At 60.4% G+C, this 13,100-nt stretch carries 12 protein-coding genes; all 12 read right to left on the reverse strand.

Annotated elements, in window-relative coordinates:
* Positions 1–118: 118 nt before the first annotated feature.
* From AC4D2Q_RS13855 to AC4D2Q_RS13910, 12 genes are read right to left on the reverse strand one after another with little or no spacing between them, the layout of a single operon-like run.
* Positions 119–1,081 carry a ketopantoate reductase family protein gene (locus AC4D2Q_RS13855; protein ID WP_490947120.1) on the reverse strand — a complete coding sequence of 321 codons (963 nt, stop codon included), beginning with the start codon at positions 1,079–1,081 and terminating at the stop codon, positions 119–121.
* A complete protein-coding gene (locus AC4D2Q_RS13860) occupies positions 1,078–1,932 on the reverse strand; it encodes an alpha/beta fold hydrolase (protein WP_490947121.1) in 855 nt (284 codons plus the stop codon). The genes AC4D2Q_RS13855 and AC4D2Q_RS13860 overlap by 4 nt, the downstream gene beginning before the upstream one ends.
* Complete coding sequence (locus tag AC4D2Q_RS13865) at positions 1,929–3,647, reverse strand: DUF885 domain-containing protein (protein WP_490947122.1); 1,719 nt, start codon at positions 3,645–3,647, stop codon at positions 1,929–1,931. Before AC4D2Q_RS13865 ends, AC4D2Q_RS13860 begins: the two co-directional genes overlap by 4 nt.
* A gap of 36 nt (positions 3,648–3,683) precedes the next feature.
* On the reverse strand, positions 3,684–4,391 hold the full coding sequence (locus AC4D2Q_RS13870; protein WP_490947123.1) for an SDR family NAD(P)-dependent oxidoreductase: 708 nt from the start codon (positions 4,389–4,391) through the stop codon (positions 3,684–3,686).
* Positions 4,384–5,280 (reverse strand): MurR/RpiR family transcriptional regulator, encoded by an 897-nt coding sequence (locus AC4D2Q_RS13875; protein ID WP_490947124.1) that lies wholly within the window; start codon positions 5,278–5,280, stop codon positions 4,384–4,386. Before AC4D2Q_RS13875 ends, AC4D2Q_RS13870 begins: the two co-directional genes overlap by 8 nt.
* 39 nt (positions 5,281–5,319) lie before the next feature.
* The gene (locus AC4D2Q_RS13880; RefSeq protein ID WP_490947125.1) at positions 5,320–6,240 is read right to left on the reverse strand and encodes an isoaspartyl peptidase/L-asparaginase family protein; all 921 of its coding nucleotides are present in this window, start codon (positions 6,238–6,240) and stop codon (positions 5,320–5,322) included.
* A complete protein-coding gene (locus AC4D2Q_RS13885; protein ID WP_490947126.1) occupies positions 6,240–7,076 on the reverse strand; it encodes a M55 family metallopeptidase in 837 nt (278 codons plus the stop codon). Before AC4D2Q_RS13885 ends, AC4D2Q_RS13880 begins: the two co-directional genes overlap by 1 nt.
* Positions 7,073–8,104 carry an ABC transporter ATP-binding protein gene (locus AC4D2Q_RS13890; RefSeq protein WP_490947127.1) on the reverse strand — a complete coding sequence of 344 codons (1,032 nt, stop codon included), beginning with the start codon at positions 8,102–8,104 and terminating at the stop codon, positions 7,073–7,075. The genes AC4D2Q_RS13885 and AC4D2Q_RS13890 overlap by 4 nt, the downstream gene beginning before the upstream one ends.
* Positions 8,101–9,087 carry an ABC transporter ATP-binding protein gene (locus AC4D2Q_RS13895; protein WP_490947128.1) on the reverse strand — a complete coding sequence of 329 codons (987 nt, stop codon included), beginning with the start codon at positions 9,085–9,087 and terminating at the stop codon, positions 8,101–8,103. The genes AC4D2Q_RS13890 and AC4D2Q_RS13895 overlap by 4 nt, the downstream gene beginning before the upstream one ends.
* A gap of 3 nt (positions 9,088–9,090) precedes the next feature.
* Positions 9,091–9,975: an ABC transporter permease gene (locus AC4D2Q_RS13900; protein ID WP_490947129.1), complete on the reverse strand. Its 885-nt coding sequence runs from the start codon at positions 9,973–9,975 to the stop codon at positions 9,091–9,093.
* On the reverse strand, positions 9,972–11,084 hold the full coding sequence (locus tag AC4D2Q_RS13905; protein WP_490947130.1) for an ABC transporter permease: 1,113 nt from the start codon (positions 11,082–11,084) through the stop codon (positions 9,972–9,974). Before AC4D2Q_RS13905 ends, AC4D2Q_RS13900 begins: the two co-directional genes overlap by 4 nt.
* Complete coding sequence (locus tag AC4D2Q_RS13910) at positions 10,996–12,549, reverse strand: ABC transporter substrate-binding protein (protein ID WP_490947131.1); 1,554 nt, start codon at positions 12,547–12,549, stop codon at positions 10,996–10,998. The genes AC4D2Q_RS13905 and AC4D2Q_RS13910 overlap by 89 nt, the downstream gene beginning before the upstream one ends.
* Between the last annotated feature and the right edge of the window lie 551 nt (positions 12,550–13,100).

Here is a 13,100-nt window from a genome sequence, read left to right on the forward strand (position 1 = left end):
CTCTCCTTCGGCGCCCTGCAACCCTGAAAGCCCATCGGGCGCGATGCGTAAAGAAACACGTGCGCGACAGGTGGCGTCGGCGTCGGCTGAATTTGTGGACGCGGGTCTAGCCCGGCCCTTAGCCGACGAGACGTGGCAGCTCGGCCACGTACTCGGCGAGTTCTTCCAGATTTGCGGCTTCGCACACCCTTTTGCCGTCCTCGATATCGTGGATGATGGAGGCGACCTTCCGAAATATCGGTCCGTCAACGTCGCGCAGCATTTCATCTATCTCGGTTTTGCGTTTACGTATGGCCAGGTCACGGTAGATTCCGCTGTGGCTCTTCGCGCTCTGCCTGTTGAAGGCGGCAAGACGGTCGAGTGAACCCTCAAGGTCGGAGGGAACGAATCCGTCGAAACTTTCCACGGGAACCGGCGCCTGGGCTAGGACTTCCGCTGCGATGGCCACCATAACAGGGCGGTACCGCGGATGCTCCAGGGTTTCCGCGATGGCGAAATCCGACACTGCTCCCGCCCACAGCATGGCTCCGTAGGCTTCCTTCCCCCAGAGGTACCCCAACACGTTCCCAGTCGCTTCGGCGTACGGCAGGGCGTCGGCAAACTCCTTCACCCGGGGCGTGATTTGCCCGCCGCGGAGTTCGCCGACGCGGAAAGTGGCAACGTTGCCCTGCAGTATGCGGCCCGGTCCCAGCAGATCGGCGCCGAAGTTGACGAAGCTCGATATCACCCGGCTCACGCCGACGGCTTCGGTAAGGACATCGGCTGTAAGCCCGTTCTGCACGGTGAGAACGCATCCGTCCTGGTTCAGCCGAGGCGCCAGAAGGTCCGCAACCGCGCGTGTGTGATGGCTCTTGACGGCTACGATTACCCGGTCGAGGCCGAAGGGAAGTGCTTCCGGTGATATCGCCGGAAGCCGTACAACGACGTCGTTGACAGGGCCCTCGATCCGCAGGCCATCTCGGTTGATGGCATCCACGTGCGCAGTGTCCGCGTCGCAAACCGTGACATCGTGGCCGTCACGTTTCATCAGGGCACCGATGGTTCCGCCGATCGCGCCGCCGCCTATGATGTAGAGCTTCATTTCGAAACCGCTTCGACCGGAACGACGCTGTCGACGAATGTCCGCAGCACCTGTTGGAATTTGTCCCGTTCCTCCACCTGAGGCGAGTGCCCGGACTGCTCGAAGACAACAAGCTCAGCACCCGGGATAAGGTGGGCAATCGTTTCCGAGGAGCTGACGGGAGTGACCCAGTCCTTGCGGCCCACTGTCACCAGAGTGCGAACGGAAATTCCGGGGAGGGCGGCCTTCAGATCATATTTGGGCCAGTTCTTTTGGAAACACCAGTTGTGGGACTCGTGGCGGTACAGTCCGGATTCCACCCGTTCAGAAGCCGCTTCGGGATCGTAATTGAAATCATAGAGCGGGATTAACTCGGCCCAGCAGGACTTAAGGTCTGCATCGTCACGGATGTTACCGCTCCAGTATCGGTTGAAATTGTCCCAGTTGATTGCGACGCGGTCCTGGTTGCGGGCATTTTCGAAGGCAAGCTCGAGGTTTGAGCCGTCGGCGGATGTGTCACGGAGAATGATGCCGGAGACGTGCTGCGGATAGGCCACGGCATATTCGAGGGCGATGAATCCTCCGTAGGAACCGCCGGCAATAATCACCTTGTCGACTCCGGCCCATTCACGGAGCGCATCCACATCAGCTGCCCACTGTGCATGTGAGTACGGTGGAATTCCCTCACTGAGTCCGCATCCGCGCGCATCGAACACAATCACGCGGAAGCGGTCCGCCAGCGGACCGAAAGTCGACCGGGGTTCCGTCAGGGAGCCAATTCCTCCACCGCCGTGGTGCGCAATGATCACCGGACCGTCCTCCGGCCCCAGCACCTCGACGTTCAGCCTGCAACCATTGATTGTGACGTTCATGCCGCACCTTCCTCAGTGTTGTTTTCCTGTTCCCAACGTCCAACTGCGTTGGCTAGCACAGATAGGGGGACCGCGCCGTTCTCCAGCACTGCGCGGTGGAAACCTGAAAGCGAGAACCTATCGCCCAGATTCCATTTCGCCTCGGTGCGCAGCCGCATAATTTCCTGCCGGCCGATCATGTAGGCGAGTGCTTGACCGGGCCAAGCGATGTATCGGTCAACTTCGTTACGCACGTTGGCCTTAGTGGTGACGGTGTTCTCCCACATGAAGCGCATGGCCCGTTCCCTGGACCAGCCGTAGTGGTGGATGCCCGTGTCGATCACCAGTCGGCAGGCACGCAGCGAAGAGAAGGAGAGCATGCCGAGACGCTGCAGGTCATCTGTGTAAAGGTCAAGCTCGTCTGCGAGGGTCTCCGCGTACAGCCCCCATCCTTCGATGAAACTGCACAGCTCGGTGTCCAGGTACCTGCGGTACCGCGGGATCTGCAGGGTTTGAGCGGTCGCCAACTGAAGGTGGTGCCCGGGTGTTGACTCATGGAAGGCGAGCGCCTCGTATTCGTAGGAATACCTGGATGCCGGATCTGTGGTCAATAGGCAGTGTGCGCCTGGCCTGCTGCCGTCGGCCGCGGGTGGCCGGTAATACGCTAGAGCGGCATGTTCGGCGTCAATAGGGTTAATTTCTTCGATGACGCAGCGGGCAATATCGAATGGAGGAAATGCGCGGCTCCGGGCCTCCTCCGCGCGCTCCAGCGCGTTCTCGGCCACTTTGATGATTTGCTTCCGGGATTGGAAGCGCAGGGAGGTGTCGTCACGGAGGCGCGTGCGGATGTCATCGAAGTTGCCGGTGCCGAGGGCACTCATTCCGAGTTTCGACCACTCTTCGCGCTGATCCGCGAGAATTTCCATGCCCAGGGCATGAATTTCCCCTGGGTCGAGATTGGTAGTCGTGTGCCGGCGGACTGAGTCAGCGTAGATGTCTGTCCCACCGGGCACATTCAGTATCCCCACATGCCCGTCATCACGGGCCCCGGATAACAGCTCATCCCGCATGCGGTCGGCCAGGGTGATCATGGCAGGACGGATGCTGTCGCGCACGATTTTCATTCCACGCTCCCGGAACGCCCTGCCAGTTTCCACGCGCGTGGGTTTGAGCAGTACGTCCTGGTCCAGTGGAAGAGCGGCGTATCCGTGGAGCTGTTGGATCGCATGCTGGATGCCGATTGCGGGTGCGGTCCGGCCCCTGTCGGCCTCCTCAAAGTACCGGCTGCCCAGCCCTGTAAGGGAGGCAGCAACAGTGTTGAGCCGTGACAGATACCGTTCCCCGCCCGCCGTATCGGCGATAGTCATTGCGGGAACTGCCTGGAAAATCAGCGCCTGCCGGCTCACATAACTCTTGGCACTTGCATTAGTGGCCCACTGGGCGTGGTGTGCATCCCTCTCTCCTCCCCACACGAGGGTGGTCAGTACCTCATAATCCAATTGCTCCGTCGCGTTCAGCCCGCTGGTCCGAATACCCCGGAGCTGGTCGGCGATATCCCGGAAGTCCGCTGCGGCACGCTGGCTCGCCTCAAGTGAGGGGTCATTGCCCAGATGGTCAAAATCCTGGATTCCAAGCAGCGTCGCGTTGTACGGATCGAAGGTGTGCTGGGTGGTGAAGTAGCGTTCGCCAAGATCGGCAAGAGCCTGGGAAGCAGTACTGCCGGAAGCGTCGTTCACTTGGATCCTCCGAGGATAGGGCTGTTGGGGGGCTGGTTAGAAGAGGGAATGTCCGCCGTCGATGGACAGGGTCTGGCCGCTGATCCAGCTCGCCTGGGGAGAGGCAAAGAACCTCACGCCACGCGCAATGTCGTACGGCTCTCCCACCCGGCGGGTGGCGATCTTCTCCACAAGGGCGCGTTGGCCGTCCTCGCCATAGCTGTCCCATTGGGCCCGAGTGGTGGGATTCGACAGCACGAACCCTGGCGCCACGCAATTGACAGTGATGCCGAAGGGGCCAAGTTCATGTGCCATCTGCCGCGTGAACCCGATCTGCGCGGCTTTGGCCGTTGTGTAAGCCTGGATTCCCGTCAGGCTTACGCTCCGCCCGGCACCGGAGGAGATGGTTACTATCCGCCCGAATCCCTGCACCTTCATGCGTTTTGCCGCTTGCCGCGTGCTCTGGAACGTGGTCTGAAGGTTGGCGTTGAGGACGGCGTGCCAATCGTCGTCGCTGAGCTCGTCAATGGGAGTGTGCGTTTGCCCCGCCACCCCGCCTGCGTTGTTGACCAGAATGTCCACTGCGGGCAGCCCCCGGAAGAATTCTGCCGCTTCGTCGGTGTTGGAAAGGTCTACGGTGTCCCGGTCAACGGCGATCACCTTTGCTCCGGCCTGACCTAGTTCTGCCGCGATGGCCCGGCCTATGCCCTGGGCTGTTCCCGTCACCACAGCAGTGAGCCCTTGGAATTCCTCCGTGTCAGTCATCTGATGTGGTGTTCCCTTCATTCTGGTTGAGTCTCGCCTCCAGGCGGAACGCCCGGTGGATGTGGACTTTCTCCTCCCACTGATTCATACGGTCGATCGCCCGCTGTCCGACCGTATGGAAGACCCCCTCCACGAGTGCGTCGATGAGGGCGGTCAGTCCGATGAAAGAGTCGAAAGGGACACCTCCCACGCCGACCGGAAGCACGATGTCGGCGTTCTCGGCACTTGGGGAGAGGAACTCATCGGTGACCACAATTACTGTGGCACCCTGTTTTCGGGCCAGTTCCACCACCTGTTTACTCGCCAGCTCGTATCGGCGCAGATCGAAGACGACGACGACGCTGTCTTTGCGCAGCGCGAGATACTTGCCGAGGTTCCGGCCAAGCGGTTCCGCCGCATACTCCACGCCCGGGATGAGCTGGTCCAGCTGCATCGCCAGGACTTCCGCGAAGTTACGGGAGAAGTAGCCGCCCGAAACCAGCACGGACCGCGGCTTGTTGGAGAGCACAGCGACAGCCCGCTCAAATTCAGCGGGAGGAATCGTGGAGCTGAGTCGCTCGACCAAGGTGGTGCGCTGGGCGATGGAACGTTGAAAGATGCTCTCCTCGGCACCCGGGCGGGTCACCTGCTGCGCCCGTGTAACCGGGGCGTTGAGTTGGTTGGAGACTTCGGCGCGGAGATGGGCCTGGAACTCGGAGAATCCGCCCAGCTCCATCCGAGTGATGAGGCGCAGCACCGTCGGTGTGCTGGTTCCCGCCGTACGGGCCAGCGAGGCCGCGCTTGCAAGTCCCGCGCTCGGATAGTCGGCGAGCAGTGAACGCGCGACTTTCCGCTCCGCAGGACTGAATTCATCCATCCGTGCAAATATTTCGTCTTTGATGGGGGCCATGCCGTTCCGTTCGTTTATGTCCGTACCCACACTTATGTATCAGGTGAGGGTGACTAGCCCGGCGGGTGATTGATAGGCCGCGAACATTGCCGGCGAATTATGTCCGACGACGACGCGCCCGTCTGCGCCGACAGCGATAATTCCACCAGTGGCACCGCGGGTAGCCAATTCCTGCTCAATCGTCGCAGTAACAGCCTCGGCAAGGCCCACACCCCCGTAGAGCATCCGTGCATAGATGTCGTGGGATACGACCCCCTCAATGAACGATTCGCCTTCGCCGGTGCAGGATACGGCAACCACTCCGTCACGGGCGTATGTTCCGGCTCCCACGATCGGAGTGTCCCCGACCCGGCCATCCCGCTGATTCACCATGCCGCCGGTCGAAGTGGCAGCCGCGACCTTGCCGCTGACGTCCACGGCCACGGCCCCGACGGTCCCGTGGCGGGAAGCCGCAAGGCGGCGCGCCTGCACATTGCTGAGCTGGAGCTCCCGTGCGGGAGTGATGAAATAGTCCGGGCTCACTTGTTCCAGGTCCCAGGCATCCAATTGTTCTGCGCTGGGAGACACCAATAAGACGTGATCTGACCTTTCGAGAACGGCCCGGGCCAGGAAAACGGGATTCCGTGCTGAACGGGAGACAGCCACGGCTCCGGCCCGGCCGTCTCCAGTGACGACACAGGCATCGAGTTCGGCCCTTCCGGTCGCCGTAAGGGCGGCGCCCCGCCCTGCGTTGAAGAGAGGGTTGTCCTCCAAATGGCGCACAGCCTCAGAAACCGCATCGAGGGCCGATCCGCCGCGTTCAAGTACCCCGGCCCCGACCGCATAGGCATGCGCGAGGCCCTGCTCATATAGGCCATGCGCCTCAAGGGAGAGTTCTTCAACGCGTCCGCCCGCGCCGCCGTGCAGAACCAGAGCGTAGCCTGAGCCTCCCGGGTCCACTTCGATGATCCGGGTCGGCATCAGCGGCCACCTGCCTGGCGGGTTATGTAGTTCACTGCCACGAAGGCGTCGAACATCGACAGCAGGTTGTCGCCCTTAATCTGCACGCTTCGCTCAGCAGAGCGCTCTGCACCTTTGGCCCACGTTGCAACCTCCGCCATGTCGCCGGTCTGGAACTCCAGATCGAGGACCGCAGGCTTTCGGATGCCCGGCCCTGCCACCTGTCCTGCCGCCACGGCCTCCATTGCCTGCCTGCTTCCATTACGGATCAGGGCACAGGACTCGGCGGGGTGGAGATTCAAGGCGCTAAAGCGCGTTATCGATTCTTTGGTCGTAACGGTGACAGCGTCAGGAGCGAACGGCCGGGTTTCTTCCTGGACTACGGCGTCGCCTGACAGGAAAGCGATGGGCACGTTGAAGTGCTCAGCAACAAGCGCGTTGATGCCGCTCTCCCCCACTTCGATTCCATTCAGCGCTGCGCGGGAGAAAACCTCGGGATTGTAGGTGTGGGAAAGGGTGGAGGGCCGGCCGGAAATGGACCCGTGGTAGCCAAGAAAGAAGACTGCATCAAAAGTCTCGTCGAGTCCCTGCATCATGTAGCGGGGTTTGTGCCTGCCCGAGAGGTACTTGGCGTTGCCGGCAATCCTGCGGGGGTCGAGATTGGCCATACGGCTATGTGAGTCATTGAGAACAATCTCCGTGGCTCCTCCCTCGATGGCACCGGTGATCGCTGCGTTCACTTCGTCCTGCAGCAGTTCGCAGCCCATCGTGTAGGACGCACCGGATCCTGGCCGGCACTGCTCCCAGTCGACGATGCCAGCAACGCCTTCCATGTCGAAAGAAATCCAAACCTTCACAACTTCTCCTTTAGTTCTGCTAACGGGACGAAGACGGGTGGTAACGCCATCGATTTGATACAAGCCGCCTGATGGTCAGCGGCCACGTCGTAAAGTTTCGGATCTATTTGGCGGCATTCGTCCGACGCAAAAGCGCAACGCGGGCGGAACCGGCATCCGCTCGGAATACCGAAGGGACTGGGGGGCTCCCCTTCGATGGTTGCCCGGGCGTTGGAGCTGCCTGGATTCATTCGCGGAATCGAATCGATAAGTGCACGCGTGTAGGGATGCCGCGGATTCGAAAAGATTTCAGCCGTCTCGGCAACCTCAACAATGCGGCCCAGATACATCACGGCAACCCGCTGGCTGAGATGCTGCACGACAGCCAGGTTGTGCGCGATGAAAAGGATGCTCAATCCCAGTTCCCGCTGGAGCGAGCCGAACAGCTCCAGGATCGTCGCCTGGACCGAAACGTCCAGGGCTGAAACAGGCTCATCTGCAATCAGGACATCCGGACGCACCGCAAGGGCACGGGCAATGGCTAGCCTTTGCCGCTGTCCTCCCGAAAACTGGCTTGGATACGCGTCGAGGGCGTCTTCGTCCAGCCCCACCTGGTGCAGGAGCCGTAGGCATTCTTCCGTCACCTTTGATCGCGGAACAATACGATGCAGCAGCAGAAGTTCGGTCAGCATGGAACGGACGCTGAGCCGTGGATTGAGGGAGGAATACGGATCCTGGAAGACCATCTGCACCCGTCGGGCAGAATGCCTGCCCTTTTGTTCGGGAGGCGGCGTGTCCCAGTCGAGTGAGCCGGAGGTCGGCTGGATGCTTCCGACCAGAATCTTGGCCAGCGTCGACTTGCCAGATCCGGACTCCCCCACCAGTGCCAGGATCTCTCCGCGCCGTAGGTCGAGATCGACGCCGTCGAGCGCCGTCAGTTGCGACCCGTTGCTCCGCGACCACGGCCAGGTACGGCTGGCACCATAGGTTTTCGAGATATTCGCGACCCTGAGAATGTCAGTGTTGTGGTATGCCTGTCCGTCGGTCATGCCCGCACCTCCACAAGCCGGGCAACTTCGAAGCAGGCGGACGCGTGTCCCGGCTCATGCCCTTCAAGGGGAGGGGAAGATTCGAGGCAGTGTTCTTGGACGAACGAACAGCGGGGGGCGAATGCACATCCCTGGGGCCGCTGCGCAACGTTCGGCGGAAATCCGGGTATGGCAATAAGCGGCCGGTCGGGGCGGTCAAAATCGGGGGCGGAAGCCAAGAGGCCATCCGTGTAGGGATGCTCCGGTCGGCGGAAAACGCGCTCGACGGTGCCTCGCTCCACAATTCTCCCGGCGTACATCACGGCGAGTTCATCACACGTCTGATTAACCACGGCAAGGTCATGAGTCACAAACAGGAGGGAAGCTCCGACTTCATCACAGAGACCTTCCAGCAGCCGAAGGACCTGTTGCTGCACCGTCACGTCGAGTGCAGTGGTCGGTTCATCGCAGAGCAGGAGTTTGGGCTTACAGGAAAGTGCCATGGCAATCATCACCCGTTGGCGGAGTCCGCCGGACAGCTCATGCGGATAGGCCCGCGCCCGGCGCGCGGGATCCGGAATCCCGGTCCGTGCCATCATCTCCACGGCGAGTTTCATGGCCTGGGGCTTGGAAAGGCCCAGATGCCGGCGCGGGCCTTCCGCAATTTGTTCTCCAACCCGAAGCACCGGGTTCAAAGCGGTCATCGGCTCTTGGAAGATCATGGCGATCTCGGGCCCCATCAGTGCCCGCCGGGCCGCACTGCCCATCGTGGCCAGATCCACCCCGCGATAGTGGACCTGCCCGCTCAGGATTTCGACGCCTTGAGGGAGCAACCCGACGATGGACCGCAGGGTCATGGATTTTCCGGATCCGGATTCGCCGACAATTCCGAAACGCTCTCCGGCTGCGACGGAGAAGGACACCTGGTCAACGATGACTGTCGGTGGTCGCCTTCCGTTGCGCACCCCCAACGTTAAACCGGAGACTTCCAATAGGTTTTCCATCACTCATTTCCGCCTTTCCGGATTGAGAAGGTCGGAGAGTCCGTCCCCGAGCCATGACATCCCGAGACTGACTACTACGACGATGAGGCCGGGGATGGTGGCCTGCATCCAGTGAGTGGTGATGAACTCCTGGCCGTCCAGAATCATGGATCCCCATTCCGCGGTTGGAGGTGCTATGCCGAGGCCCAGGTAGCCGAGGGTCACGATGGCCATGATGTCCATGACCACGTCGCTGGTGCCGTAGATGATCGCCTGGGACATCACGTTGGGGCCGATGTGGCGGACTAAGATGCGCCGGTTCGACATGCCGCCGAGCCTGGCAGCGGTCACCCAATCCTGTTTCATGGCCACCAGAACCTCGCCGCGGACAATTTTTGCGTAGGAGACCCAGGAGACGGCAGCGATAGCCAAATAGATGCTGGCTTCTCCGGACCCAAGCACGAATACGAGCACGATCACCATGACGTAGAACGGGAAGGCGAAAAATACGTCTACGATCCGCATAACCACTGCGTCGAACCAGCCGCCGAAGTAGGCAGCCAATGCCCCGAGGACCGAGCCGACCACAAAGGGAATAATGACGGCGAGGAATCCGATGCGCAGGTCAACACGTGCTCCCCAGATCAGGCGGGATAGAACGTCCCTGCCGTATTTGTCCGTTCCCAGCCAGTGGGCGGCGCTCGGTGAGGACAGTGCGTTCTGCAGGTCCTGGTGGAGCGGATCGTAGGGGGCAAGCACTGGTGCAAGAAAGGCCACGAGTATGAGGGTGCCGATAATGCCGATGCCGGCCATCAGCGACCCGTTGCGGTACCAAGGCCTGAGGACCCGGGAACGAGCCGCCCGGCGTCGTGTTTGGAATCCGCTCAATACGGCTGTTGGCGTGCTCATGCTGTCGCCTTTTTGCTGAAGTCGACTCTCGGGTCGAGAACGGTGTAGACCACGTCGGTCAGGATTCCCACGGCCACCACGAACAGGGCCACGAACAGCGACACTGCTTGAATGGTCGGAAAATCCCGGCTGAAGATGGCGTTGATCATGAGGGACCCGAGTCCGGGCAGCGCGAATACTTTCTCGATAACCAGAGAACCGCCCACCAGATAGCCGAGGTTAACGCCAAGAATCGAGACTGTAGGAATAGCAGCGTTGCGTAGGACGTGACCTCGGAACAGCGTCATTCCTCCTGCACCCTTGGAACGTGCGGTGGCCACGTACTCGGAGCCCAGCACGTTAATGGTGGATGAACGCAGGCTGCGGATGATGGTGGGGGACATAGCGATGGCCAGGGTCAAAGCCGGCAACGTCAGGTAATAGGCATGCTCGGAGAACGTGTCACCGTATCCCCCGACCGGGAAAGCATCCAGTTTTACGGCGAACAGAAGAATAAGCATGATTCCTACCCAGAATTGGGGCATGCCCTGCCCGATGAGGGTATAAATCCGGACAGCTACGTCACGGCTTCTTCCCGGTCCAGTGGCGGCGATGGCTGCCAGGGGGATGCTCACAACAAGGCAGAGCATAACCGCATAGAAAAGCAGGGAAAGTGTCACCGGAATGGCATCCAGCACCAGGGTCGAGACAGGGAGCTGGTAGGTGATGCTTGTGCCCAGGTTGCCGTGCACCAGTTGGTTCAGGAAGAGGAAGTACTGGGTCCAGATGGGCTGGTTAAGGCCCAGCTGATTGCGCAGTTCCTCCACGCGGTCAACTGTGGCCCGTTCCCCCAGGATGGCCAAGGCAGGGTCCCCCGGCAGCAGGTGTCCCATGAAAAACACAAGCAACGTAACACCGAAGACAACCGGCACAGCTTGAAGGAGCCGAGCCGGTACGAAGCGAAGGCGCTGGAGCACCGATGACCTCCCGGAGATGGGTTGGAGGCGGGGCGCCGTTGATGGCGCCCCACCTTGGGTTGCTCTACTTGGACTTGGTGATGTCTTCGAGGTGGTAGTTGCCCAGCGGCGTGACTTTGAAGCCCTCCACCTTGTCGGATAGCCCGTAGGCATATGGCGAGTAATAGGTGTACGCCAGGAATGCGTCCTCGCCGGTCAGCTTCTGGAGTTCGTTATAGAGTTCCTGGCGCTTGTTGCTATCGACTTCCAGCTGGGCCCGCCGATTGAGGTCAACGACGGCCGGGTTGTTGTACGCCGTGAAGGCTGACCGTGACCCGCCTTCGGGGTCCACAGCGAAGCTCGTCCACTGGTCGGGGTCGGGAATGTCCATCGTCCAGGCTGAAAGGGTCATGTCGAAGTCCGAGGCCAGTCGTGCCTGTTTGTTGGCGGTCGGATCGAGCTGCTTGATCTCGACCGTGATGCCCAGTTTAGCCAGCTCGGACTGAAGGATCTGGGCAACCGATGCCTGGTTCGCGTCGCCTGAGCGGATGAGAAGGGTTGTACTGAAACCGTCGGGCTTAGAGGACTGGGCCAACTCTGCTTTCGCCTTGGCCGGATCGTAGGTGGGGCCTGCCTCGTCTTCGTTATAGAAGGGGGTGCCGGGTGAAAGTAGCGAGTTCGCCGGCGTTCCGTTCCCGAACAGCACTGCCTTTACGAGCGCTTCACGGTCAACGGAGTAAGCGATGGCACGGCGGATGTGGATGTCATCGAAGGGTGCCCGCTCCTGATTAAACGCAAGGTAATCGATCTGCGTGGACGGGAACGTCTGCGCAAGGACTTCACCCGAGTTCCCCAGAGAACTGAAGCTCGACCAGTCCGGTGCCTCAATGACATCGACCTGCCCGCCCTCCAATTGCAACTTCCGCGTGTTGGCATCAGGTACGACACTCCATGTCACGCTGTCGAGCGATGGCTTGCCTTCCTGCCAATAATTGTCGTTCTTCACCAGCTTGAGTGATTGCCCTTTTTTCCATTCACCCCACTTGAATGGGCCGGTGCCCACAGGAGCTTCATAGAACTCTTCCGCCGTTTTTCCGCCATAGTTTGCCGGGACAATGGCGTTGCTGAAGAGGGAGAGGTCGGCGATCATAGGAGCCCACGCATATTTGAGTTTGATATCGACGGTTTCCTCATCGATCACCGAGACCGAGTCGATCGCCGCGTTGATGTAGCCCCAGCCCGTTTCAGCCGTCGCGGTATCGGCATCAATCGAGAACTTGACGTCGTCAGCAGTGAGCGGAGTGCCATCAGAGAACTTCACACCGGAGCGGAGTTTGATCGTGTACGAGAGCTTGTCATCCGAAACCGTGTAGTCCGACGCAAGCCATGGCTTGAGGGTCTGCCCGTCGTCGCTCACTGTGAACAACGGCTCCATAATCTGCTGGAATGTGTAAATCGACGGGTTGTCGAAAGTGGTTGTGTTGTTCATTGATACTGCGTCCGCTGGCCGGGCGATAACGAGATCTCCGCCTTCGGCTGGACCGGAAGTCGACGAGGTGCCGCCGTCACTGCAGCCGGCCAGTACCAGAGCTGCAGCCACCATCAGTCCGCCGACGGCCGTGCGAGTGGTTCGTTTCATGGCTTCCTCACTTCTTGGCACGCTTGGTGCAGTGAATGTTCCCGCCATCCTCCTACCAAATCGAACAAAAAGTGGATCCGTTAACAAGATTGTTACATTTGGTACAGAATGCAGCCGACTGCTTCCCTCTCACTTTCGGGGCTGAACGCTTATGAGGGACAAGCAAGGCCCTTTCCCAAAGCAGGATATGGGCGTGTTGGCCGGTCGGTTCCTACAGGTTCTTCCCTGGTCATTCATGATCCGGGGGGCGTCACGGGGGCCGATACGCGCCCGCTTGATCGCCTCCAGAGCTACGACAGTGGTCATTCACAAGGCGAACGTGACTCGGTGCCGCCTAGACCAGCCAACACTGTCGGTCACAGCAAACAGATATGAAGACGGGAGCAAAAAAATATCGGCGTCTTCCTAGGCATGGGCGTCAGGACAACGGGCCATCATGCGGCTCCATGGAACGGCCAGGCAGGGAGCTCAAATGACAAATCCTCTTCGCGGGACGAAACCGTGAGTCAGGACATCATCACCAGGCTTGCAATATATGGGTAGTAAGTTCT

The organism is Arthrobacter sp. TJ-178 (assembly GCF_058269275.1).

Coding starts and splice junctions, on each gene's coding strand:
- AC4D2Q_RS13855 (WP_490947120.1), bottom strand. CDS start 1,081: ATGAAGCTCTACATCATAGGCGGCGGCGCGATCGGCGGAACCATCGGT.
- AC4D2Q_RS13860 (WP_490947121.1), bottom strand. CDS start 1,932: ATGAACGTCACAATCAATGGTTGCAGGCTGAACGTCGAGGTGCTGGGG.
- AC4D2Q_RS13870 (WP_490947123.1), bottom strand. CDS start 4,391: ATGACTGACACGGAGGAATTCCAAGGGCTCACTGCTGTGGTGACGGGA.
- AC4D2Q_RS13875 (WP_490947124.1), bottom strand. CDS start 5,280: ATGGCCCCCATCAAAGACGAAATATTTGCACGGATGGATGAATTCAGT.
- AC4D2Q_RS13880 (WP_490947125.1), bottom strand. CDS start 6,240: ATGCCGACCCGGATCATCGAAGTGGACCCGGGAGGCTCAGGCTACGCT.
- AC4D2Q_RS13890 (WP_490947127.1), bottom strand. CDS start 8,104: ATGACCGACGGACAGGCATACCACAACACTGACATTCTCAGGGTCGCG.
- AC4D2Q_RS13895 (WP_490947128.1), bottom strand. CDS start 9,087: ATGGAAAACCTATTGGAAGTCTCCGGTTTAACGTTGGGGGTGCGCAAC.
- AC4D2Q_RS13900 (WP_490947129.1), bottom strand. CDS start 9,975: ATGAGCACGCCAACAGCCGTATTGAGCGGATTCCAAACACGACGCCGG.
- AC4D2Q_RS13905 (WP_490947130.1), bottom strand. CDS start 11,084: ATGCCTACGGGCTATCCGACAAGGTGGAGGGCTTCAAAGTCACGCCGC.
- AC4D2Q_RS13910 (WP_490947131.1), bottom strand. CDS start 12,549: ATGAAACGAACCACTCGCACGGCCGTCGGCGGACTGATGGTGGCTGCA.